This is a genomic window from Streptococcus mitis (assembly GCF_965111725.1).
Classification (GTDB): domain Bacteria; phylum Bacillota; class Bacilli; order Lactobacillales; family Streptococcaceae; genus Streptococcus; species Streptococcus mitis_DV.
In genome coordinates this window covers 1,768,761-1,790,831 of record NZ_OZ217341.1, presented here as the reverse complement: position 1 = coordinate 1,790,831, position 22,071 = coordinate 1,768,761, and the positions used below count along the sequence as shown (strand labels likewise).

At 42.3% G+C, this 22,071-nt stretch carries 19 protein-coding genes and 1 riboswitch; of the genes, 16 read left to right on the top strand and 3 right to left on the bottom strand.

Features of this window, described 5'->3' with window-relative positions; all coding sequences use genetic code 11:
• The first annotated feature begins 59 nt into the window (after positions 1 to 59).
• From gndA to tig, 12 genes are all read left to right on the top strand, one after another.
• Entirely contained in the window at positions 60 to 1,484 is a 1,425-nt protein-coding gene (gene gndA, locus ACLV7Q_RS08665) for an NADP-dependent phosphogluconate dehydrogenase (RefSeq protein WP_000158778.1), read from the top strand.
• A gap of 11 nt (positions 1,485 to 1,495) precedes the next feature.
• Complete coding sequence (locus ACLV7Q_RS08660; protein WP_000518028.1) at positions 1,496 to 2,185, top strand: response regulator transcription factor; 690 nt, start codon at positions 1,496 to 1,498, stop codon at positions 2,183 to 2,185.
• A 99-nt stretch (positions 2,186 to 2,284) separates the two neighbouring features.
• Positions 2,285 to 3,202, top strand: a complete 918-nt coding sequence (locus ACLV7Q_RS08655) for an N-acetylmuramoyl-L-alanine amidase family protein (RefSeq protein ID WP_218757191.1) — start codon at positions 2,285 to 2,287, stop codon at positions 3,200 to 3,202.
• 123 nt (positions 3,203 to 3,325) lie between these two features.
• Positions 3,326 to 4,204, top strand: coding sequence for a mevalonate kinase (gene mvk / locus ACLV7Q_RS08650; RefSeq protein ID WP_218757190.1), 879 nt, complete (start codon positions 3,326 to 3,328; stop codon positions 4,202 to 4,204).
• Positions 4,186 to 5,139 carry a diphosphomevalonate decarboxylase gene (gene mvaD, locus ACLV7Q_RS08645; protein ID WP_218757189.1) on the top strand — a complete coding sequence of 318 codons (954 nt, stop codon included), beginning with the start codon at positions 4,186 to 4,188 and terminating at the stop codon, positions 5,137 to 5,139. The genes mvk and mvaD overlap by 19 nt, the downstream gene beginning before the upstream one ends.
• Positions 5,126 to 6,133, top strand: a complete 1,008-nt coding sequence (locus ACLV7Q_RS08640) for a phosphomevalonate kinase (RefSeq protein WP_218757188.1) — start codon at positions 5,126 to 5,128, stop codon at positions 6,131 to 6,133. Before mvaD ends, ACLV7Q_RS08640 begins: the two co-directional genes overlap by 14 nt.
• Positions 6,117 to 7,127: a type 2 isopentenyl-diphosphate Delta-isomerase gene (fni, locus tag ACLV7Q_RS08635; RefSeq protein ID WP_218757187.1), complete on the top strand. Its 1,011-nt coding sequence runs from the start codon at positions 6,117 to 6,119 to the stop codon at positions 7,125 to 7,127. The genes ACLV7Q_RS08640 and fni overlap by 17 nt, the downstream gene beginning before the upstream one ends.
• Before the next feature lie 76 nt (positions 7,128 to 7,203).
• Positions 7,204 to 7,902 (top strand): cell wall-active antibiotics response protein LiaF, encoded by a 699-nt coding sequence (gene liaF, locus ACLV7Q_RS08630; protein WP_050225972.1) that lies wholly within the window; start codon positions 7,204 to 7,206, stop codon positions 7,900 to 7,902.
• Complete coding sequence (locus tag ACLV7Q_RS08625) at positions 7,899 to 8,894, top strand: sensor histidine kinase (RefSeq protein ID WP_218757186.1); 996 nt, start codon at positions 7,899 to 7,901, stop codon at positions 8,892 to 8,894. The genes liaF and ACLV7Q_RS08625 overlap by 4 nt, the downstream gene beginning before the upstream one ends.
• Positions 8,895 to 8,907: 13 nt before the next feature.
• Positions 8,908 to 9,540, top strand: a complete 633-nt coding sequence (locus tag ACLV7Q_RS08620) for a response regulator (protein ID WP_218757185.1) — start codon at positions 8,908 to 8,910, stop codon at positions 9,538 to 9,540.
• Between the two features lie 245 nt (positions 9,541 to 9,785).
• Positions 9,786 to 10,910: an N-acetylmuramoyl-L-alanine amidase family protein gene (locus ACLV7Q_RS08615; protein ID WP_218757184.1), complete on the top strand. Its 1,125-nt coding sequence runs from the start codon at positions 9,786 to 9,788 to the stop codon at positions 10,908 to 10,910.
• 221 nt (positions 10,911 to 11,131) lie between these two features.
• On the top strand, positions 11,132 to 12,415 hold the full coding sequence (gene tig / locus ACLV7Q_RS08610) for a trigger factor (RefSeq protein WP_050242181.1): 1,284 nt from the start codon (positions 11,132 to 11,134) through the stop codon (positions 12,413 to 12,415).
• Between the two features lie 153 nt (positions 12,416 to 12,568).
• On the opposite strand, the gene ACLV7Q_RS08605 is transcribed toward tig, so the two are convergent.
• The 3 genes from ACLV7Q_RS08605 to rnhC form a co-directional block, all read right to left on the bottom strand.
• Positions 12,569 to 14,935 carry an ATP-dependent RecD-like DNA helicase gene (locus ACLV7Q_RS08605; protein ID WP_218757183.1) on the bottom strand — a complete coding sequence of 789 codons (2,367 nt, stop codon included), beginning with the start codon at positions 14,933 to 14,935 and terminating at the stop codon, positions 12,569 to 12,571.
• A 279-nt stretch (positions 14,936 to 15,214) separates the two neighbouring features.
• Positions 15,215 to 15,829: a signal peptidase I gene (gene lepB / locus ACLV7Q_RS08600; RefSeq protein ID WP_001083986.1), complete on the bottom strand. Its 615-nt coding sequence runs from the start codon at positions 15,827 to 15,829 to the stop codon at positions 15,215 to 15,217.
• Between the two features lie 3 nt (positions 15,830 to 15,832).
• On the bottom strand, positions 15,833 to 16,714 hold the full coding sequence (rnhC, locus tag ACLV7Q_RS08595) for a ribonuclease HIII (protein ID WP_218757182.1): 882 nt from the start codon (positions 16,712 to 16,714) through the stop codon (positions 15,833 to 15,835).
• A gap of 86 nt (positions 16,715 to 16,800) precedes the next feature.
• Between rnhC and zapA the strand changes: the two genes are divergently transcribed.
• From zapA to ACLV7Q_RS08575, 4 genes are all read left to right on the top strand, one after another.
• Positions 16,801 to 17,103, top strand: coding sequence for a cell division protein ZapA (gene zapA / locus ACLV7Q_RS08590; RefSeq protein ID WP_000002023.1), 303 nt, complete (start codon positions 16,801 to 16,803; stop codon positions 17,101 to 17,103).
• The gene (locus ACLV7Q_RS08585; RefSeq protein WP_218757181.1) at positions 17,100 to 17,648 is read left to right on the top strand and encodes a CvpA family protein; all 549 of its coding nucleotides are present in this window, start codon (positions 17,100 to 17,102) and stop codon (positions 17,646 to 17,648) included. Before zapA ends, ACLV7Q_RS08585 begins: the two co-directional genes overlap by 4 nt.
• A gap of 102 nt (positions 17,649 to 17,750) precedes the next feature.
• Complete coding sequence (locus ACLV7Q_RS08580) at positions 17,751 to 20,087, top strand: endonuclease MutS2 (RefSeq protein ID WP_218757180.1); 2,337 nt, start codon at positions 17,751 to 17,753, stop codon at positions 20,085 to 20,087.
• A gap of 163 nt (positions 20,088 to 20,250) precedes the next feature.
• Positions 20,251 to 20,339: riboswitch (glycine riboswitch) on the top strand.
• A 90-nt stretch (positions 20,340 to 20,429) separates the two neighbouring features.
• Positions 20,430 to 21,752 (top strand): alanine/glycine:cation symporter family protein, encoded by a 1,323-nt coding sequence (locus ACLV7Q_RS08575; RefSeq protein ID WP_218757179.1) that lies wholly within the window; start codon positions 20,430 to 20,432, stop codon positions 21,750 to 21,752.
• Positions 21,753 to 22,071 lie beyond the last annotated feature (319 nt).

Here is a 22,071-nt window from a genome sequence, read left to right as displayed (position 1 = left end):
TCTTTCTTTTCAAAAGTAAAAATGATAAAATAAAACAAATCAAACAAGAGGAGTGTCAAATGACAAAAGCTAACTTTGGTGTCGTAGGTATGGCCGTAATGGGTCGTAACCTTGCCCTTAATATTGAATCTCGTGGTTACACAGTTGCTATTTACAACCGTAGTAAAGAAAAAACTGAAGATGTGATTGCTTGCCATCCTGAAAAGAACTTTGTGCCAAGCTATGATGTTGAAAGTTTTGTAAACTCAATCGAAAAACCTCGTCGTATCATGCTCATGGTTCAAGCTGGACCTGGTACAGATGCTACTATCCAAGCCCTTCTTCCACACCTTGACAAGGGTGATATCTTGATTGACGGAGGAAACACTTTCTACAAAGATACCATCCGTCGTAATGAAGAATTGGCAAACTCAGGTATCAACTTTATCGGTACTGGGGTTTCTGGTGGTGAAAAAGGTGCCCTTGAAGGTCCTTCTATCATGCCTGGTGGACAAAAAGAGGCCTACGAATTGGTTGCGGATGTTCTTGAAGAAATCTCAGCTAAAGCACCAGAAGATGGCAAACCATGTGTGACTTACATCGGTCCTGATGGAGCTGGTCACTATGTGAAAATGGTTCACAACGGTATCGAGTATGGTGATATGCAATTGATCGCAGAAAGCTATGACTTGATGCAACACTTGCTAGGACTTTCTGCAGAAGATATGGCTGAAATCTTTACTGAGTGGAACAAGGGTGAATTGGACAGCTACTTGATCGAAATCACAGCTGATATCTTGAGCCGTAAAGACGATGAAGGTCAAGATGGACCAATCGTAGACTACATCCTTGATGCTGCAGGTAACAAGGGAACTGGTAAATGGACTAGCCAATCGTCACTTGACCTTGGTGTGCCATTGTCACTCATCACTGAGTCAGTATTTGCACGTTACATCTCTACTTACAAAGAAGAACGTGTACATGCTAGCAAGGTTCTTCCAAAACCAGCTGCCTTCAAATTTGAAGGAGACAAGGCTGAGTTGATTGAAAAGATCCGTCAAGCCCTTTACTTCTCAAAAATCATTTCATATGCACAAGGTTTTGCTCAATTGCGTGTAGCTTCTAAAGAAAACAACTGGAACTTGCCATTTGCAGACATCGCCTCTATCTGGCGTGATGGTTGTATTATCCGTTCTCGTTTCTTGCAAAAGATTACAGATGCCTACAACCGTGATGCAGACCTTGCTAACCTTCTTTTGGATGAGTACTTCTTGGATGTTACTGCTAAGTACCAACAAGCAGTGCGTGATATCGTAGCTCTTGCTGTTCAAGCTGGTGTGCCAGTGCCAACTTTCTCAGCAGCGATTACTTACTTTGATAGCTACCGTTCAGCTGACCTTCCAGCTAACTTGATCCAAGCGCAACGTGACTACTTTGGTGCCCACACTTACCAACGTAAAGACAAAGAAGGGACCTTCCACTACTCTTGGTATGACGAAAAATAAGTAGGTCTGCCATGGGGAAACGGATTTTATTACTTGAGAAAGAACGAAATCTAGCTCATTTTTTAAGTTTGGAACTCCAAAAAGAGCAATACCGAGTTGATCAGGTTGAGGAGGGGCAAAAAGCCCTCTCCATGGCTCTTCAGACAGACTATGACTTGATTTTATTGAATGCTCATCTGGGGGATATGACAGCCCAGGATTTTGCAGATAAGCTGAGTCGGACTAAGCCAGCTTCAGTCATCATGGTCTTGGACCATCGCGAAGAATTGCAAGATCAGATTGAGACAATCCAACGCTTTGCCGTTTCTTACATCTATAAGCCAGTTATTATTGAGAATCTGGTAGCTCGTATTTCAGCGATTTTCCGAGGTCGGGACTTCATCGACCAACACTGTAGTCAGATGAAGGTTCCAACATCTTACCGCAATCTGCGTATGGATGTAGAACATCATACCGTTTATCGTGGCGAAGAGATGATTGCTCTGACGCGTCGTGAGTATGACCTTCTGGCTACTCTCATGGGAAGCAAGAAAGTTCTGACTCGTGAGCAGTTGTTGGAAAGTGTTTGGAAGTACGAAAGTGCGACAGAGACTAATATCGTGGATGTCTATATCCGTTATCTACGTAGCAAGCTTGATGTAAAAGGTCAAAAAAGCTACATTAAAACAGTACGTGGTGTTGGTTACACCATGCAAGAATAGAAAAGCAGTTGCAGTTATGTAACTGCTTTTTATATGAGTTCTTTATATGTTGACATGCGATTTTGTATTTGCTACAATCAGTTATGGAGGATAGGTCTAATGAAAATAATAAAAAAATTGATGCAAATCGCATTAGCAATCTTTTTCTTTGGTTTGCTAGCGACAAGTACAGTATTGGCGGATACTACAGGTGGACAGTTTGTTGATAAGGATAATAGAAAATATTATATAAAAGATGACCATAAAGCAATCTATTGGCATAAAATAGACGGTAAAACCTACTATTTCGGTGATAGTGGAGAAATGGTAGTTGGTTGGCAATACTTAGAAATTCCTGGGACAGGTTATCGTGATGATTTATTTGATAATCGACCAGTTTTCGAAATTGCCCTTCAACCGAAGTGGTACTACTTTAACCAAGATGGGGTCCTACAAGAATTTGTTGGATGGAAACAATTAGAAGTTAAGGATTCGTTAAATGTTGGCAAAAAACATGGTGAAGGCTTTGAGGGCTTAGAAGTTCTTAAATTAGCAAATTATTACTTTGATCAAGACCATTCTTTAAAAACAGGTTGGCTTTATGATCAGTCTAACTGGTATTACTTAGCAAAAATAGGTTATTCAGGGAAAGACTACCTTGGGGGTGAAAGACGTGCGGGTTGGATCAATGATAACTCAACTTGGTACTATCTAAATCCAGAAACTGGTATCATGCAAACTGGTTGGAAATACCTTGGTAATAAGTGGTACTATCTCCGTTCATCAGGTGCCATGGCAACAGGCTGGTATCAGGAAAGCTCAACTTGGTACTATTTAGATGATCTAAATGGTGATATGAAAACAGGTTGGCAATACCTCGGTAACAAGTGGTACTATCTCCGTTCATCAGGAGCCATGGTGACTGGTTGGTTCCAGGTTGGTAGTAAATGGTACTATGTTTATAGCTCAGGTGCTTTAGCAGTGAATACCACTGTAGATGGCTATTCTGTCAACTATAATGGTGAATGGGTTCGATAATGAAAGAAGCGATTGTGAAGGAAACAATCGCTTTTTTTGTGAAAATATAATAAAATAGATGGGAGAGAAGCAATACTTGTATGAAAAAATAAGACGGTCTTTTTCGTCTAGTAAAAGGAAAACATGATAAAAAAAGTGGGTGTCGGTCAGGCACATAGTAAGATTATTTTAATAGGGGAGCATGCGGTTGTTTACGGTTATCCTGCCATTTCCCTGCCTCTTTTGGAAGTGGAGGTGACTTGTAAGGTAGTTCCTGCAGTGAGTCCTTGGAGTCTCTATGAGGAGGATACCTTGTCCATGGCAGTTTATGCTTCGCTTGAGTATTTGGATATCAAAGAAGCCTGCATTCGCTGTGAGATTGACTCGGCTATTCCTGAAAAACGGGGAATGGGTTCGTCAGCTGCTATTAGCATAGCGGCCATTCGTGCGGTATTTGACTACTATCAGGCAGAACTACCTCATGATGTACTAGAAATCTTGGTCAATAGGGCGGAGATGATTGCCCATATGAATCCTAGTGGTTTGGATGCCAAGACCTGTCTCAGTGACCAGCCTATTCGTTTTATTAAGAATGTAGGATTTACAGAGCTTGAGATGGATTTATCCGCCTATTTGGTGATTGCAGATACAGGCGTTTATGGTCACACTCGTGAAGCCATCCAAGTGGTTCAAAGTAAGGGAAAGGATGCCCTACCGTTTTTGCATGCTTTGGGAGAATTGACCCAGCAGGCAGAAGAAGCGATTACAAGAAAAGATGCTGAAGGACTGGGGCAAATCCTCAGTAAAGCACACTTGCATTTAAAAGCAATTGGTGTTAGTAGCCCAGAGGCGGATTCTCTAGTTGAAACGGCTCTTAGTCATGGTGCTCTGGGTGCTAAGATGAGCGGTGGTGGGCTTGGAGGCTGTATCATAGCCTTGGCAATCAATTTGACACACGCACAAGAACTAGCAGAAAGATTAGAAGAGAAAGGAGCTGTTAAGACATGGATAGAGAGCCTGTAACAGTACGTTCCTACGCAAATATTGCTATTATCAAATATTGGGGAAAGAAAAAAGAAAAAGAAATGGTGCCTGCTACTAGCAGTATTTCTTTGACTTTAGAAAATATGTACACGGAGACGACTTTGTCATCTCTATCGACGGATGCGACAGCTGATGCCTTTTATATCAATGGTCAGCTACAAAATGAGGCTGAGCATGCTAAGATGAGTAAGATTATTGACCGCTACCGTCCAGTTGGAGAAGGTTTTGTTCGTATCGATACTCAAAACAATATGCCTACCGCAGCGGGCTTGTCATCAAGTTCTAGTGGTTTGTCCGCCCTGGTCAAAGCTTGCAATGCTTATTTCAAGCTTGGATTGACTCGGAACCAGTTGGCACAGGAGGCTAAGTTTGCCTCAGGCTCTTCTTCTCGGAGTTTTTATGGGCCACTAGGAGCCTGGGATAAGGATAGTGGAGAAATTTACCCTGTAGAGACAGACTTGAAACTAGCTATGATTATGTTGGTGCTAGAGGACAAGAAAAAACCAATCTCTAGCCGTGACGGGATGAAACTTTGTGTGGAAACCTCGACGACTTTTGACGACTGGGTTCGTCAGTCTGAGAAGGATTATCAGGATATGCTGATTTATCTCAAGGAAAATGATTTTGCCAAGATTGGAGAATTAACGGAGAAAAATGCCCTGGCTATGCATGCTACGACAAAGACTGCTAGTCCAGCCTTTTCTTATCTGACGGATGCCTCTTATGAGGCTATGGACTTTGTTCGCCAGCTTCGTGAGCAAGGAGAGGCCTGCTACTTTACCATGGATGCTGGTCCCAATGTTAAGGTCCTCTGTCAGGAGAAAGACTTGGAGCATTTATCAGAAATCTTCGGTCAACGTTATCGCTTGATTGTGTCAAAAACAAAGGATTTGAGCCAAGATGATTGCTGTTAAAACTTGCGGAAAGCTCTATTGGGCAGGTGAATATGCTATTTTAGAGCCAGGGCAGTTGGCCTTGATAAAGGCTATCTCCATCTATATGAAGGGCGAGATTGCTTTTTCAGATAGTTATCGTATCTATTCGGATATGTTTGATTTCGCAGTGGATTTGACGCCAAATCCTGACTATAGCTTGATTCAAGAAACGATTGCTTTAGTGGAAGATTTCCTTGTTTATCGTGGGCAAACCTTGCGACCTTTTTCTCTAGAAATTCGTGGAAAAATGGAACGAGAAGGGAAAAAGTTTGGTCTAGGTTCTAGCGGTAGCATCGTTGTCTTGGTTATCAAGGCTCTGCTTGCTCTATATGATCTTTCGGTTAATCAAGATCTCTTGTTTAAGCTGGCTAGTGCTGTCTTGCTCAAGCGAGGAGACAATGGTTCCATGGGCGACCTTGCCTGTATTGTGTCAGAGGAATTGGTTCTCTACCAGTCATTTGACCGCCAGCAGGTAGCTGCTTGGCTAAAAGAAGAAAACTTGGCGACAGTTTTGGAACGTGATTGGGGCTTTTCTATCTCACAAGTGAAACCAACCCTAGAATGTGATTTCCTAGTGGGATGGACCAAGGAAGTGGCTGTATCTAGTGATATGGTCAAGCAAATCAAGCAAAATATCAATCAGAATTTTTTAACTTCCTCAAAAGAAACGGTGGCTACTTTGGTAGAAGCCTTGGAGCAGGGGCAAACCGAAAAAGTGATCAAGCAAGTAGAAGTAGCCAGCAAGCTCTTAGAAGGCTTGAGCGCAGATATTTACACAACTTCGCTTAGACAGCTGAAAGAAGCCAGTCAAGATTTGCAAGCTGTTGCTAAGAGTAGCGGTGCTGGTGGTGGTGACTGTGGTATTGCCTTGAGTTTTGATGAGCAATCAACTGAAACCCTAAAAAATCGCTGGGCCGATCTGGGGATTGAGCTCTTATATCAAGAAAGGATAGGACATGACGACAAATCGTAAGGACGAGCATATCCGCTATGCTCTTGAGCAGAAAAGTTCCTATAATAGCTTTGATGAGGTGGAGTTGATTCATTCTTCCTTGCCTCTTTATGATCTGGATGAAATCGATCTTTCCACAGAGTTTGCTGGTCGAAAGTGGGACTTTCCTTTCTATATCAATGCTATGACAGGTGGGAGTAATAAGGGAAGAGAAATCAATCAAAAACTAGCTCAGGTGGCAGAAGCCTGTGGGATTTTGTTTGTGACAGGTTCTTATAGCGTAGCCCTCAAAGATCCAGCAGATGACTCTTTTTCTGTCAAGTATGATCATCCAAATCTCCTTCTTGGAACCAATATTGGATTGGACAAGCCTGTCGAGTTAGGTCTTCAGACTGTAGAAGAGATGCATCCTCTTCTCTTGCAAGTGCATGTCAATGTTATGCAGGAATTGCTCATGCCTGAGGGAGAAAGAACGTTTAGAAGCTGGCAATCGCATCTAGCAGACTATAGCAAGCAAATCCCCATTCCGATTGTCCTAAAGGAAGTTGGCTTTGGAATGGATGCCAAGACCATCGAAAGAGCCTATGATCTGGGTGTTCGAACCTTTGACCTGTCAGGTCGTGGTGGCACCAGCTTTGCCTATATTGAAAACCGTCGTAGTGGTCAGCGTGATTATCTCAATCAATGGGGCCAGTCTACCATGCAAGCCCTTCTCAATGCCCAAGACTGGAAAGACAAGGTTGAATTCTTGGTCAGTGGTGGCGTTCGCAATCCGCTAGATATGATTAAGTGCTTGGTCTTTGGTGCCAAGGCTGTAGGACTGTCACGAACAATTCTGGAATTGGTTGAAAGCTACACAGTCGAAGAAGTGATTGACATTGTTCAAGGCTGGAAAGACGATCTGCGTTTGATTATGTGTGCTCTTAATTGTGCCACCATAGCAGATTTGCAAAAAGTAGACTATCTTCTATATGGAAAATTAAAAGAAGCAAAGGATCAGATGAAAAAGGCGTAACCACCGCCTTTTTTCCATCCTCAGACTGAGGTGACTTTTTTGAATTGTGATAAAATAGAAGGGAGAGGATGAAACTATGAGAAAATTTAAAATCTTTTTATTTATCGAAGTCTGTCTTTTGACAGGAGCTCTGATTTTGATGGTATCAGAGCATTTTTCGCGTTTTCTGCTGATTCTATTCCTCTTTTTGCTTTTGATTCGCTATTACACTGGTAAAGAGGGCAATAATCTTCTGTTAGTGGTGGCAAGCATTCTTTTCTTTTTCATCGTCATGCTCAATCCTTTTGTGATTCTAGCTATTTTTGTTGCGGTCATCTATAGTCTCTTTCTTCTTTACCCGATGATGAACCAGGAAAAAGAGCAGACAAATTTGGTTTTTGAAGAGGTTGTGACGGTTAAGAAGGAGAAAAATCGTTGGTTTGGCAATCTCCATCATTTTTCAAGCTACCAGACTTGCAAGTTTGATGATATCAATCTCTTTCGTCTCATGGGTAGGGACACTATTCATCTGGAGAGGGTCATCCTAACCAATCATGACAATGTCATTATCCTCAGAAAGATGGTAGGAACGACTAAAATCATTGTACCTGTTGATGTGGAAGTCAGTCTCAGCGTTAACTGTCTCTATGGTGATTTGACTTTTTTCAACCAGCCCAAGCGAGCTCTCCGCAATGAACACTATCATCAGGAAACGAAAGACTATCTCAAGAGTAACAAGAGCGTCAAGATTTTCTTGACCGCTATGATTGGGGATGTGGAGGTGGTTAGAGGATGAAAAAACAAGCTTATGTAATCATTGCTCTCACCTCCTTTCTGTTTGTCTTATTTTTCTCCCACAGCTTGCTGGAAATCCTTGACTTTGACTGGTCTATCTTTCTGCACGATGTCGAAAAAACAGAAAAATTTGTCTTTTTATTGTTGGTATTCAGCATGTCCATGACCTGTCTCCTAGCTCTGTTTTGGCGAGGTGTCGAAGAGCTTTCTCTAAGAAAAATGCAGGCTAATCTTAAGCGTTTGTTGGCAGGGCAAGAAGTGGTTCAGCTTGCAGATCCAGATTTGGATGCCAGTTTCAAGTCCTTGTCAGGTAAACTTAACCTCTTGACAGAAGCTCTTCAAAAGGCTGAAAATCACAGCCTTTCTCGGGAAGAGGAAATCATCGAGAAAGAACGGAAGCGGATTGCTCGGGATTTGCACGATACAGTCAGTCAGGAGTTGTTTGCGGCCCATATGATTTTGTCAGGTGTCAGTCAGCAGTCTTTGAAATTGGATAGAGAAAAGATGCAGACCCAGTTGCAGAGTGTCACAGCTATTTTAGAAACCGCCCAGAAGGATTTGAGAGTCTTGCTCCTGCATTTGCGACCGGTTGAATTGGAACAGAAGAGTCTGGTTGAAGGGATTCAAGTCCTCTTAAAAGAGCTTGAGGACAAGAGTGATCTCAAGGTTAGTTTTAAGCAAAATGTGACGAAATTACCTAAAAAAATCGAGGAGCATATCTTCCGTATTCTGCAAGAATTGATCAGCAATACTCTCCGCCATGCTCAGGCCTCTTGTTTGGATGTCTATCTCTATCAGACGGATCTTGAATTGCAACTGAAGGTGGTGGATAATGGGATTGGTTTCCAGTCGGGGAGCTTCGATGATTTGAGTTATGGACTCCGCAATATCAAGGAGCGGGTTGAAGATATGGCAGGAACGGTTCAGTTATTAACAGCTCCCAAGCAAGGGCTGGCAGTTGATATCCGTATTCCCTTGCTCGATAAGGAATGATAAAGGAGTAAAGATGAAAATTTTACTAGTAGATGACCATGAAATGGTCCGATTGGGCTTGAAAAGCTACTTTGACCTCCAAGACGATGTAGAAGTTGTGGGTGAAGCATCCAACGGATCTCAGGGCATTGACTTGGCCTTGGAATTACGTCCAGATGTCATTGTCATGGATATCGTCATGCCTGAGATGAATGGAATTGACGCGACCTTAGCTATCCTTAAAGAATGGCCTGATGCCAAGATTTTGATTGTGACCTCTTATTTGAACAATGAAAAAATCATGCCTGTCTTGAATGCTGGTGCCAAAGGCTATATGCTCAAGACTTCTAGTGCAGATGAATTGCTTCACGCTGTCCGTAAGGTGGCTGCTGGCGAGTTGGCCATTGAGCAAGAGGTCAGCAAGAAGGTCGAATACCACCGCAATCACATAGAACTACATGAGGACTTGACTGCGCGTGAGCGAGATGTTCTCCAACTCATCGCCAAGGGATACGAAAATCAGCGTATCGCAGACGAACTTTTTATCTCTCTCAAGACGGTCAAGACCCACGTGTCCAACATTCTTGCCAAACTTGAAGTCAGCGATCGTACCCAGGCTGCAGTCTATGCCTTCCAGCACCACTTGGTGGGGCATGAGGATTTTTAGTAGTTATATAAAATAATATCGGAGAAATGACTTAATTTAGTACCAAGAAGTGAGTAAGTAGTTCTAGTACGGTAAAATATTTTTTTCACAATGTTTTTATGTTATTTGTTGACATTCATTTTATAGGGGAGTAAAATAGAGTTAGAAATATTTAGATTAACATATATATTATAAAATATAAAAAATCCAAAAGGAGGTTAAAATCATACAGCAACTTTAAATTTTCATGACAGGAGGAAATAGTTATGAAAAAATCTAAATTACTTACTCTTGGTCTGCTTGTAGGTGCTGGTCTGCTTTTGTCTATCAACCAAGCACAGGCTGCAGATACTTGGGTTAAAAATGGTGCTGACTGGAATCTTTCACAAGATGGCAGTCTAGCTAAGGATAAATGGGTACAAAATGCTGGCTCATGGTATCACTTCGACAGCACTGGTAAAATGCAGACAGGCTGGCTCAAAGACGGCAACACTTGGTATTCGCTCGCAGATAGTGGCGCCATGCGTACAGGTTGGTACAAAGAAGGGTCTACTTGGTACTATCTTCATTTTAGTGGTTCTATGATGACAGGTTGGGTGTTCATAAATGGTAATTGGTATTATTTTGAACAATCAGGTGCAATGGCCTCTGATAGAGTTGTAAATTCTAGTGATGGGACAGGCTATATTCTCAGTAAGGATGGCCATATGTTCACTTTACAAAATAGCCCTTATAAAAATGATGATATTGTCCGTTTAGGTGATGGATATGAGTATCTGATTACATCAAAATTTGACGGAAATAACTTTACTGATGTTATCGTGGATAAAAACACTTGGTATATCAAACCGGAGTTCAAGAAGTTTTCCGACAAATATGGGGATCAAGTTTCAAATACAATCTTAGCTTTAGTAGATAATAAAGAAGAAGGACAAGAAATTGATCCTAAAGCTGTTATTCGTAATTTCCAAAATCTACCAGGTCGATATTATTTTGGAGCAGATGGTCGTAGAGTATTACCACTTCCAGAGATGACAACTAGATCAGAAATCAAAAAAGTTGGTAATGATCTTTATCTAGAAGACCCAGGTGTACGACTTAGACTTCCATCTACTGACTTCACCATCAATAACAATAAATTATACTATTTAGATAATGGACAAGGTAAGCTCAAAACAGGTTATTTTGTATTGATCGATGATGGTATGTCTACAACCCACTATCATTTCCTTGTATATGCAGACCAATCTGGAGAAGTTCTTAAGATGAAACGCTTGCCATCAGGATTTTCAGATTATTTTGACAAAGAAATCGATGGTTTCTATGGTCAAAAAATTAAGATTACACAGCCAAATAAGTATGAATATTACAAGGTTCTTGTGGTTAAATAATACAAAACGAATCGCCTAATGAGGGATGTGTGGGCGATTCGTTTTTTACTGTAATCAGCCATCACTAAACATCTTTTATAAGATTATATTCGAAACCTAAAGAAAAACAAGAAGAAACCATACTTCCAGCATGATTGAAAAGCGCAGTCATTACTTGAAAAAAGTCGCCCATTTATGTTATAATAGACTGTATTTAAAAAATTTTAAGGAGAAATGACAGAATGTCTGTATCATTTGAAAACAAAGAAACAAACCGTGGTGTCTTGACTTTCACTATCTCTCAAGACCAAATCAAACCAGAATTGGACCGTGTCTTCAACTCAGTGAAGAAATCTCTTAATGTTCCAGGTTTCCGTAAAGGTCACCTTCCACGCCCTATCTTCGACAAAAAATTTGGTGAAGAATCACTTTACCAAGACGTTATGAACGCTCTTTTGCCAAACGCTTATGAAGCAGCTGTAAAAGAAGCTGGTCTTGAAGTCGTTGCTCAACCAAAAATTGATGTAACTTCAATGGAAAAAGGTCAAGACTGGGTTATCACTGCTGAAGTTGTGACAAAACCTGAAGTAAAATTGGGTGACTACAAAAACCTTGAAGTATCAGTTGATGTAGAAAAAGAAGTAACTGACGCTGATGTTGAAGAGCGTATCGAACGCGAACGCAACAACTTGGCTGAATTGGTTATCAAAGAAGCTGCTGCTGAAAACGGCGACACTGTTGTCATCGACTTCGTTGGTTCTATCGACGGTGTTGAATTTGATGGCGGAAAAGGTGAAAACTTCTCACTTGGACTTGGTTCAGGTCAATTCATCCCTGGTTTTGAAGACCAATTGGTAGGTCACTCAGCTGGTGAAACTGTTGATGTCGTTGTAACATTCCCAGAAGACTACCAAGCAGAAGACCTTGCAGGTAAAGAAGCTAAATTCGTAACAACTATCCACGAAGTAAAAGCTAAAGAAGTTCCAGCTCTTGACGATGAACTTGCAAAAGACATCGACGAAGAAGTTGAAACACTTGCTGAATTGAAAGAAAAATACCGCAAGGAATTGGCTGCTGCTAAAGAAGAAGCTTACAAAGATGCAGTTGAAGGTGCAGCAATTGATAAAGCTGTAGAAAACGCTGAAATCGTAGAACTTCCAGAAGAAATGATTCACGAAGAAGTTCACCGTTCAGTAAACGAATTCCTTGGAAACTTGCAACGTCAAGGTATCAACCCTGATATGTACTTCCAAATCACTGGAACTACTCAAGAAGACCTTCACAATCAATACCAAGCAGAAGCTGAGTCACGTACTAAGACTAACCTTGTTATCGAAGCAGTAGCGAAAGCTGAAGGGTTTGACGCTTCAGAAGAAGAAATCCAAAAAGAAGTTGAGCAATTGGCAGCAGACTACAACATGGAAGTTGCTCAAGTACAAAGCTTGCTTTCAGCTGATATGTTGAAACACGATATCACAATCAAAAAAGCTGTTGAATTGATTACAAGCACTGCAACAGTTAAATAATCTTATACTCTTCGAAAATCAAATTCAAACCACGTCAGCGTCGCCTTACCGTACTCAAGTACAGCTTGCGGCTAGCTTCCTAGTTTGCTCTTTGATTTTCATTGAGTATTCATAAACAAAAAGCCCACCTGAATTGGTGGGTTTTCTTATGCACTATTTTCCAAAAATCTCTTTGAGGTCTGCGTCTGTAATCCCAATCATGGCGGGGATGCTATCCCAGTTTTCTTCGGTTAGGATGTAGGATTGTTCAGAGGTACGTGATGTGGCTGTTTCAGAGATAGCTGGTTGCTTTTCTTCAACATTATCCAATAAATCACTGAAGCGTTCAATCAGATAGGTTTTTCGGGCAGTTCCGATGTGCTGGGTAGCATAGTCGAAGGCCTGTAATTCGCCTAATAAGATAAGTTTGCTTTTGGCGCGTGTAATGGCTGTGTAGATGAGATTGCGCTCCAGCATACGCCTACTAGCACTGGTAATCGGTAGGATGACAACAGGGAACTCACTTCCCTGTGATTTATGGATACTCATGGCATAGGCCAGGCGAATCTTGTACCATTCGTTACGTGGGTAGGAGACCTTGTTGCCATCAAAATCAATGACAATCTCGTCTTGTTTCGACTCGGTGTATTTACCAGGAATCAGGTCTGTGATGACTCCTAAATCTCCATTAAAGACATTGATTTCAGCATCATTGACCAGATGAATGACCTTGTCGCCCTTGCGATAGTGGCACTGGGGAGCTTCAAAACTGAGTTGGTCTTTTTGTGGTGGATTGAGCAGGTCTTGCATGAGCTGATTGATAGCATCAATCCCTGCTGTCCCTCGGTACATGGGAGCCAGAACTTGGATATCACGGGCAGGAATGCCACTTCTGAGGGCAGCGCCTAAGATCTTTTCAATGGTGGCAGGAATATGGCCACTAGCGATTTCAAAGTAGGAACGGTCAGCTTTTTTCTGGGTGAAATCAGCTGGCAAGATGCCCTGTCGAATCTGACTAGCTAGGGTGACGATGGTTGATTCTTCGCTTTGCCGGTAAATTTTTTCCAAGCGAGTCTGAGGAATCAAAGAAATATGAAGGAGGTCAGCTAGAACCTGTCCAGGACTGACAGACGGGAGCTGGTCGCTGTCACCCACGATGAGAATTTTACTGTTAGAAGAGATGTTGGAGAAGAGTTGATTGGCCAGCCAAGTATCCACCATAGAAAATTCATCCACGATAATAAAGTCGGCATCCAGATAATCTTCCAGATGACTGGTATCATCATCACCTGTCATTCCTAAATGACGGTGTATAGTCGCGCTAGGCAAGCCTGTCAATTCATTCATGCGCCGAGCGGCTCGTCCAGTTGGAGCGGCAAGAAGAATCGGTAGGTTGCTTTTTTTCCCGAGATCAAGTCCTTCTAAAAGGGCATAAACAGCGATGATACCATTGATAACAGTTGTCTTACCAGTACCAGGTCCACCTGTCAGGATAAAGACCTTGTTCTGGATAGCGTCGCAGATCGCCTGTTTTTGAATGCTATCATACTCAATCTCCAGCTCTTCTTCGACAGTAGCGATATGTTTTTGAATGGTTTCTAAATCCTGGCTCTTCTGTTTTCCTTTTTCAAGGATACGAACCAAGTGACTGCGGATGCCTTCCTCAGCGAAAAAGAGGCTGTTGTCAAAAATCTTGGTATCAACCTGCTGAACCTTGTCTTCTTCAATCAGGTAGGAGAGTTCTTGAGCTACTTGGCTGGGGTCCAGTTCCACGGGGCGGGAAGACTCAAGGAGAGTAAGGGTTTGTTCTAGTAAATCCCGTGCTTCAACATAGGTGTCCCCTGTTTCCATACAGGCCTGAAAAAGACTATGAACTAGACCGGCACGGAAGCGCTCAGGAGCCTGACTTTCGATGCCTAGTTCTTCCGCTAATTGGTCAGCAATGGTAAAGCCCAAACCCTTGATATCTTCAACCAGTTGATAGGGATAATTTTCAACCACATCAAGGGTTTCTTCCTTGTAAAAATCTTGAATCTGGAAGGCTAGTTTGTTGGGAATGCCGTAGTTGGCTAGTTTGGCCAAAACCATCTCTGTTCCGTAGTTGAGACGGAGGGTGGAGACGAAAGCCTCGCGATTTTTGGCAGATAGTCCTGCGATGCCTTCTAGCTTTTCCGGGTGTTGCAAAATTTCGTCAATGGTATTGTCGCCATAGGTATCCACGATTTTCTGAGCTGTCTTGAGACCAATTCCCTTGAAATGGCTACTTGAAAAGTACTTAACCAAACCCTTGCTAGTTGGTTTTGCGCGTTCATACCGGCTGATTTGCAGTTGCTCCCCATACTTGGAGTGCTGGACAATTTGTCCCCAAAAAGTATAGTCTTCTCCCTCAATCACGTCAGCCATGGTACCAGTGACAATAATTTCAAAATCATCAAAGTTTTCTGCGTCTGTATCTTCGATTTCTAGGAGGAGGATACGATAAAAATTGCTGGGATTTTCAAAAATAATCCGTTCAATGGTTCCTGAAAAATAAACTTCCATAAGATTCCTTTGCATAAATAGGTGAGAGTTAATACTCTTCGAAAATCTCTTCAAACCACGTCAGCTTCGCCTTGCCGTATATATGTTACTGACTTCGTCAGTTCTATCTACAACCTCAAAGCAGTGCTTTGAGCAACCTGCGGCTAGCTTCCTAGTTTGCTCTTTGATTTTCATTGAGTATAACTTTGTTTCTATCTTAATCAAACTGGATAGTGAATAATCATATTCTCACGATAGAAGAAGAGGCTGAGATTTTTGACTCTCGGCCTCTTAGGTTTCTTAAAATGTTCCGATACGGGTGATGGGCCAGAAGCGGAATTTAGCTTCCCCTGTGATATCTTTTGCTTTAAAAGTACCTACGTGACGACTGTCACTTGAAACCAAGCGGTCGTCTCCGAGGAGAAGGTATTCTCCTTCTGGGACAGTAAAGCTAAAGTTGGTATTGTAGTTGACATCAACTGTGAAGGCTTGGGCTTTTTGAGCGATACTTCTAAAGAAAGTGCCTTTATTTCCTTCAAATCCCTTGCCTGAGTAAGTGCTTTGGAGTTTGTCATCTTTGAAGCGTTTGATATAGTCAGCTAGATAAGGTTCATCTGTCTCTTTGTCATTGATGTAAAGTTTATCATTTTCGTAACGGATGGTATCGCCAGGCATTCCAATGACACGTTTGACAATGTCCTTATTACCGTCTTCCTCATGGGCCACCACGATATCAAAACGGTCAATAGGAAGGTGTTTGACAACAAAGAGGATTTCGCCATCCGCTAGGGTAGGATCCATGGAGTGTCCTTCTACGCGGACGTTACTCCAAAAAAAGATACGGCTCAAAGCTAGTAATGACAGAATCAGGAGGAATAATCCCCACTCTTTTAGGAAATTTTTAAATGAATTCATAACTTACCTTTCTAAGCGTTTTTTCGCTTTTTCAGTATTTTTAAAGTGCAGTTTGGCGCAGAAGTTAAGTCCCTGCATACCATAGGCTTGTAAAATCTGGCTAGCCACCTTGTCAGAAGCCGTTCCAGCCCCACTTGGAAGTTGATAACCCAGTTCTCGTCCCAGATTTTCAAGATTTTCCAGAAAGAGATCACGCGCAATGATAGAAGAAACTGCGACAGCCAAGTATTTGCCCTCAGCCTTTTCTTCTAAGCTGATAGGATTACTGAAACGATTGGCCTCTTGTGCCAAGTACTTGTCATAATTTTTAGCACTGGTAAAGGCATCAATCACAATTTTTTCAGGCTGAACACCTTTTTGAAGGAGGAGATAGATAGCCTGATTATGGAGGGCTACCTTAACCGAAACAGCATTGTAGCGGTCTCCGATGATCTCGTTGTACTTGCTTGGTGAGAGAAGCAGTGCCTGGTGCTGGATTTTTTCCTTTAGGATAGGGGCAATCTGACGAATCTTTTGGTCGGTCAGAGTCTTAGAATCTCCCACACCGAGTTTTCGCAAGAAGTCATGCTGGTCAGGTGTGACAAAGGAAGCCACAACTGCAAGTCCACCAAAGTAGGAACCATTTCCAACCTCATCAGTCCCAATCAAAGGAAGATTTTGATCGCTGTTTTCTTCTACAATTTGATAGCCAAAGAAACGAGCGTATTTCTCGGCCCCCTCACCCTGAAGCAAGACCTTTCCAGAAGTATAGATAGAAACCGTTGCTTGAGGTAGTCGCAAAAAGTAGCGAATATAGGGATTCTTGCTGGGAGCCAGACTGGTTTGATAGTGTTCAAGAAAAGACTGAATCTCCTTTTCGCTTGGTGTGAGTGTTATACTTGCCATAGTTTCTATTGTACCACAAAAGCAGGCAAATTTGTAAAAACTGACAAAATTAGCGAATTTTGGTATAATATCGTGAGGTGAATTTTATGGCAAATCTAAATCGATTCAAATTTACATTCGGGAAAAAAACGTTAACCTTGACAAGCGAGCATGATAATCTCTTTATGGAGGAAATCGCCAAGGTTGCGACAGAAAAATACCAAGCAATTAAAGAACAAATGCCTAGTGCAGATGATGAAACAATCGCTCTTTTGTTGGCAGTCAACTGTTTATCAACTCAGCTCAGTCGTGAGATTGAATTTGATGATAAGGAGCAAGAGCTAGAAGAACTCCGTCACAAGCTTGTGACTTGCAAGCAAGAACAGAGCAAGATTGAGGACTCCTTATGATTTCACTCCTTCTTCTATTGGTCTTGGCTTGGGGATTTTATATCGGCTATCGGAGAGGCCTGCTCTTACAGGTTTATTACCTGATTTCAGCCATGGCATCGGCTTTTGTGGCTGGCCAGTTTTATAAGGGGCTTGGAGAGCAGTTCCATTTATTACTCCCTTATGCAAATCCGCAGGAAGGTCAGGGGACTTTTTTCTTCCCATCGGATCAACTCTTTCAGTTGGATAAGGTCTTTTACGCAGGGATCGGCTACTTGTTGGTTTTCGGGGTTGTCTATAGCATCGGTCGTTTGCTTGGTCTCCTCTTACATTTGCTTCCTAGTAAAAAACTGGGTGGTAAGTTGTTCCAAGTTTCAGCAGGTATCTTGTCCATGTTGGTGACCTTATTTGTCTTGCAAATGGCCTTGACAATCTTAGCGACCATCCCCATGGCAGCTATACAAAATCCTCTTGAAAAGAGTATCGTCGCAAAACACATCATCCAGAGCATACCAGTAACAACCAGTTGGCTCAAACAAATCTGGGTGACAAATTTAATCGGATAAAAAGGGCAGGAATTTTCCTAGCCCTTTGTTTACAGATTGACTCGAATCTGTCAGAATGTAAAAAGCTACCACACCTAGACATGCAAAGACAAGGAAATAAAGATGAATAAGAAAATATTAGAAACATTAGAGTTCAATAAGATCAAGGCTTTGTTTGAACCCCATTTGTTGACCGAGCAGGGCTTGGAGCAATTGAGACAGCTGACTCCGACTGCCAAAGCGGATAAAATCAAACAGGCTTTTGCTGAGATGAAGGAAATGCAGGCTCTTTTTGTTGAGCAACCGCATTTCACTATTCTCGCAACCAAGGAAATTGCAGGAGTCTGCAAGCGGTTGGAGATGGGGGCAGACCTCAATATCGAGGAGTTCCTCCTCTTGAAACGCGTGCTTCTTGCTAGTCGAGAACTGCAAAGTTTTTATGCTAATCTGGAAAATGTCAGCTTGGAAGAATTAGCCCTTTGGTTTGAGAAATTACATGATTTTCCGCAATTACAAGGAAATCTACAAGCCTTCAATGATGCAGGTTTCATTGAAAATTTTGCCAGTGAAGAATTAGCGCGAATCCGTCGAAAAATCCATGATAGCGAGAGTCAGGTACGCGATGTTTTACAGGACCTGCTCAAGCAAAAAGCGCAGATGTTGACAGAAGGAATCGTTGCCAGCAGAAATGGCCGTCAGGTTTTACCAGTCAAAAACACCTACCGCAATAAGATTGCAGGTGTTGTTCATGATATTTCTGCTAGTGGAAACACCGTCTATATCGAACCTCGTGAGGTGGTCAAACTGAGCGAAGAAATTGCCAGTTTGCGAGCAGATGAGCGCTATGAAATGCTTCGAATTCTCCAAGAAATTTCTGAGCGTGTCCGCCCTCATGCGGCTGAGATTGCCAATGATGCTTGGATTATCGGCCATCTGGACTTGATTCGTGCCAAGGCCCGCTTTATCCAAGAAAGACAAGCAGTCGTACCTCAGCTATCAGAAAATCAGGAAATTCAACTGCTCCATATCTGCCATCCTCTGGTCAAAAATGCCGTCGCAAATGATGTCCATTTTGGTCAAGATTTAACAGCTATTGTCATTACAGGTCCCAATACAGGTGGGAAGACCATCATGCTTAAAACTCTGGGCTTGACGCAGGTTATGGCTCAGTCTGGTTTGCCAATTTTAGCAGACAAGGGAAGTCGTGTTGGTATTTTTGAAGAAATTTTTGCTGATATTGGCGATGAACAGTCTATTGAGCAGAGCTTGTCTACCTTCTCTAGTCACATGACCAATATTGTGGATATTCTTGGCAAGGTCAACCAACATTCGCTCTTGCTCTTGGATGAGTTGGGGGCAGGTACAGATCCCCAAGAGGGAGCCGCCCTTGCTATGGCCATTCTGGAGGACCTTCGTCTGCGTCAAGTCAAGACTATGGCGACCACCCACTATCCAGAACTCAAGGCCTATGGTATCGAGACAGCCTTTGTGCAAAATGCTAGCATGGAGTTTGATACTGCGACTCTTCGCCCGACCTATCGCTTTATGCAGGGCGTTCCTGGCCGAAGCAATGCCTTTGAAATTGCCAAACGTCTGGGCCTATCTGAAGTTATCGTAGGGGATGCTAGTCAGCAGGTCGATCAGGACAATGATGTCAACCGAATCATTGAACAATTGGAAGAGCAGACGCTAGAGAGTCGCAAAAGCTTGGACAATATCCGTGAGGTGGAGCAAGAAAATCTCAAGATGAACCGTGCTCTCAAAAAACTTTACAACGAGCTTAATCGTGAAAAGGAAACCGAGCTTAACAAGGCGCGTGAACAGGCTGCTGAGATTGTGGACATGGCCCTAAGTGAAAGTGACCAGATTCTCAAAAATCTCCACAATAAATCCCAGCTCAAGCCCCATGAAATCATTGAAGCCAAGGCCAAGTTGAAAAAATTGGCTCCTGAAAAAGTAGATTTGTCTAAAAACAAGATCCTTCAAAAGGCCAAGAAAAAACGAGCTCCAAAGGTGGGAGATGATATCGTTGTTCTCAGTTATGGACAGCGTGGTACCTTGACCAGTCAACTCAAGGACGGCCGCTGGGAAGCTCAAGTTGGCTTGATCAAGATGACCTTAGAAGAAAAAGAATTTGACCTCGTTCAAGCCCAGCAAGAAAAGCAAGTCAAGAAGAAACAGGTCAATGTCGTGAAACGAACTTCTGGTCGTGGCCCACAAGCCAGACTGGACCTTCGAGGCAAACGTTATGAAGAGGCCATGAATGAGCTAGATGCCTTTATCGACCAAGCCTTGCTTAATAATATGGCTCAAGTTGATATCATCCATGGTATCGGAACAGGAGTCATCCGTGAAGGTGTCACCAAATACCTACAAAGAAACAAGCATGTCAAGAGTTTCGGCTATGCCCCACAAAATGCTGGAGGCAGTGGTGCGACTATTGTGACATTTAAAGGATAGAAGTATTCCGAGCTTTATACAGTAAAAACTGTTGAATTAAGTTTTACTAATAAACACATTGACAAAAGCCAACATTTTTTGTAAAATAAGAATCAATTAAATACCAACACCGAATGAAGTTTAATAGAAGTGGCGAATCGTTTGATTTTCCATGACTGTAAATGGACGGAACTCTGGAGAGACCGTAAAGGCACCGAAGGGGCAAGGCAGGCAACTGCTCAAACTCTCAGGTAAAAGGACAGAGCTAGGATAGACCGCTTTTTAGCATTTATCTAAGCATTCCAGAGTACATGTATCTTACATGTGCTCTTTCTTTTGGGGTTGAAAAGATAGGAGAAGGAAATGTTAGAATTGCTTAAATCAATCGATGCTTTTGCTTGGGGACCGCCCCTCTTGATTTTATTGGTCGGAACAGGGATTTACCTAACTATTCGGCTAGGACTCTTGCAGGTTTTGCGTCTGCCTAAGGCCTTTCAGCTTATTTTTATCCAGGATAAGGGACATGGGGATGTATCCAGTTTTGCAGCTCTGTGTACAGCCTTGGCATCAACCGTTGGAACAGGGAATATCATAGGGGTTGCGACGGCTATCAAGGTTGGTGGACCAGGAGCTCTATTTTGGATGTGGATGGCGGCTTTCTTTGGAATGGCTACCAAGTATGCGGAAGGACTCTTGGCCATCAAATACCGCACCAAGGACGACCATGGTGCAGTAGCGGGAGGTCCCATGCACTATATCCTTCTAGGAATGGGAGAAAAGTGGCGACCACTTGCTGTTTTGTTTGCCCTGGCAGGTGTCTTAGTGGCTTTGTTGGGGATCGGGACCTTTACCCAAGTCAACTCGATTACAGAATCTATCCAAAATACAACGGCTATTTCGCCAGCCATCACCGCTCTCGTTTTGTCTGTCTTTGTAGCGATTGCTGTCTTTGGTGGACTCAAGTCCATTTCCAAGGTTTCAACAACCGTAGTTCCTTTTATGGCCATCATCTATATTTTGGGAACTCTTACAGTTATTTTCTTTAATATTGGGAAAATCCCTGCTACAATCGCTTTAGTCTTTACCTCAGCTTTTAGTCCCCTTGCTGCGGTAGGTGGATTTGCTGGTGCTAGCGTTCGGATGGCTATTCAAAATGGTGTGGCGCGTGGTGTCTTCTCAAACGAATCTGGTCTGGGTTCTGCTCCCATTGCAGCGGCTGCGGCTAAGACAAATGAACCAGTAGAGCAAGGTTTGATTTCCATGACAGGAACCTTTATTGACACCCTCATTATCTGTACCCTGACTGGTTTGACCATCTTGATAACTGGTGTTTGGAGTGGTGACTTGAATGGAGTGGCTTTGACTCAGTCAGCCTTCTCAACAGTCTTTTCACACTTTGGACCTGCCCTCTTAACAATCTTCCTTGTTCTCTTTGCCTTTACAACGATTCTAGGTTGGAACTACTATGGAGAACGCTGTTTTGAGTTCCTCTTTGGGGTTCGCTTTATCTGGCTCTACCGTGTGGTTTTTGTGCTCATGGTCTTGCTGGGAGGATTTATCGAGTTGGATATGGTTTGGATTATCGCAGATATTGTCAACGCCTTGATGGCTCTGCCAAACTTGATTGCCCTCTTAGTCTTGTCGCCAGTCGTTATTGCTGAAACTAAAAAGTATTTTGACAAATAATGAAATCACACAGCTCGTGTGATTTTTTTGCCTATAAATGATTTTTATCAAGCTGATATATAATATATATTATGCAAGTGATTGGAAGTGTGATAAACTAATACTCAATGAAAATCAAAGAGCAAACTAGGAAGCTAGCCGCAAGCTGTACTTGAGTACGGTAAGGTGACGCTGACGCGGTTTGAATTTGATTTTCGAAGAGTATAATATACAACGAAAATCTTATGAGAGGAATAAAGCTTTATCTTAGATAAACTTAGGAATCAGGATTTTATAAGATTTTCCAATAATATTAGTGTCAATAACAAGAAAAGAGGTA

Excerpts from the sequence above, each read along its gene's own strand:
- gndA (WP_000158778.1), top strand. The coding sequence starts at position 60 with ATGACAAAAGCTAACTTTGGTGTCGTAGGTATGGCCGTAATGGGTCGT.
- ACLV7Q_RS08660 (WP_000518028.1), top strand. The coding sequence starts at position 1,496 with ATGGGGAAACGGATTTTATTACTTGAGAAAGAACGAAATCTAGCTCAT.
- ACLV7Q_RS08655 (WP_218757191.1), top strand. The coding sequence starts at position 2,285 with ATGAAAATAATAAAAAAATTGATGCAAATCGCATTAGCAATCTTTTTC.
- mvk (WP_218757190.1), top strand. The coding sequence starts at position 3,326 with ATGATAAAAAAAGTGGGTGTCGGTCAGGCACATAGTAAGATTATTTTA.
- mvaD (WP_218757189.1), top strand. The coding sequence starts at position 4,186 with ATGGATAGAGAGCCTGTAACAGTACGTTCCTACGCAAATATTGCTATT.
- ACLV7Q_RS08640 (WP_218757188.1), top strand. The coding sequence starts at position 5,126 with ATGATTGCTGTTAAAACTTGCGGAAAGCTCTATTGGGCAGGTGAATAT.
- fni (WP_218757187.1), top strand. The coding sequence starts at position 6,117 with ATGACGACAAATCGTAAGGACGAGCATATCCGCTATGCTCTTGAGCAG.
- liaF (WP_050225972.1), top strand. The coding sequence starts at position 7,204 with ATGAGAAAATTTAAAATCTTTTTATTTATCGAAGTCTGTCTTTTGACA.
- ACLV7Q_RS08625 (WP_218757186.1), top strand. The coding sequence starts at position 7,899 with ATGAAAAAACAAGCTTATGTAATCATTGCTCTCACCTCCTTTCTGTTT.
- ACLV7Q_RS08620 (WP_218757185.1), top strand. The coding sequence starts at position 8,908 with ATGAAAATTTTACTAGTAGATGACCATGAAATGGTCCGATTGGGCTTG.
- ACLV7Q_RS08615 (WP_218757184.1), top strand. The coding sequence starts at position 9,786 with ATGAAAAAATCTAAATTACTTACTCTTGGTCTGCTTGTAGGTGCTGGT.
- tig (WP_050242181.1), top strand. The coding sequence starts at position 11,132 with ATGTCTGTATCATTTGAAAACAAAGAAACAAACCGTGGTGTCTTGACT.
- ACLV7Q_RS08605 (WP_218757183.1), bottom strand. The coding sequence starts at position 14,935 with ATGGAAGTTTATTTTTCAGGAACCATTGAACGGATTATTTTTGAAAAT.
- lepB (WP_001083986.1), bottom strand. The coding sequence starts at position 15,829 with ATGAATTCATTTAAAAATTTCCTAAAAGAGTGGGGATTATTCCTCCTG.
- rnhC (WP_218757182.1), bottom strand. The coding sequence starts at position 16,714 with ATGGCAAGTATAACACTCACACCAAGCGAAAAGGAGATTCAGTCTTTT.
- zapA (WP_000002023.1), top strand. The coding sequence starts at position 16,801 with ATGGCAAATCTAAATCGATTCAAATTTACATTCGGGAAAAAAACGTTA.
- ACLV7Q_RS08585 (WP_218757181.1), top strand. The coding sequence starts at position 17,100 with ATGATTTCACTCCTTCTTCTATTGGTCTTGGCTTGGGGATTTTATATC.
- ACLV7Q_RS08580 (WP_218757180.1), top strand. The coding sequence starts at position 17,751 with ATGAATAAGAAAATATTAGAAACATTAGAGTTCAATAAGATCAAGGCT.
- ACLV7Q_RS08575 (WP_218757179.1), top strand. The coding sequence starts at position 20,430 with ATGTTAGAATTGCTTAAATCAATCGATGCTTTTGCTTGGGGACCGCCC.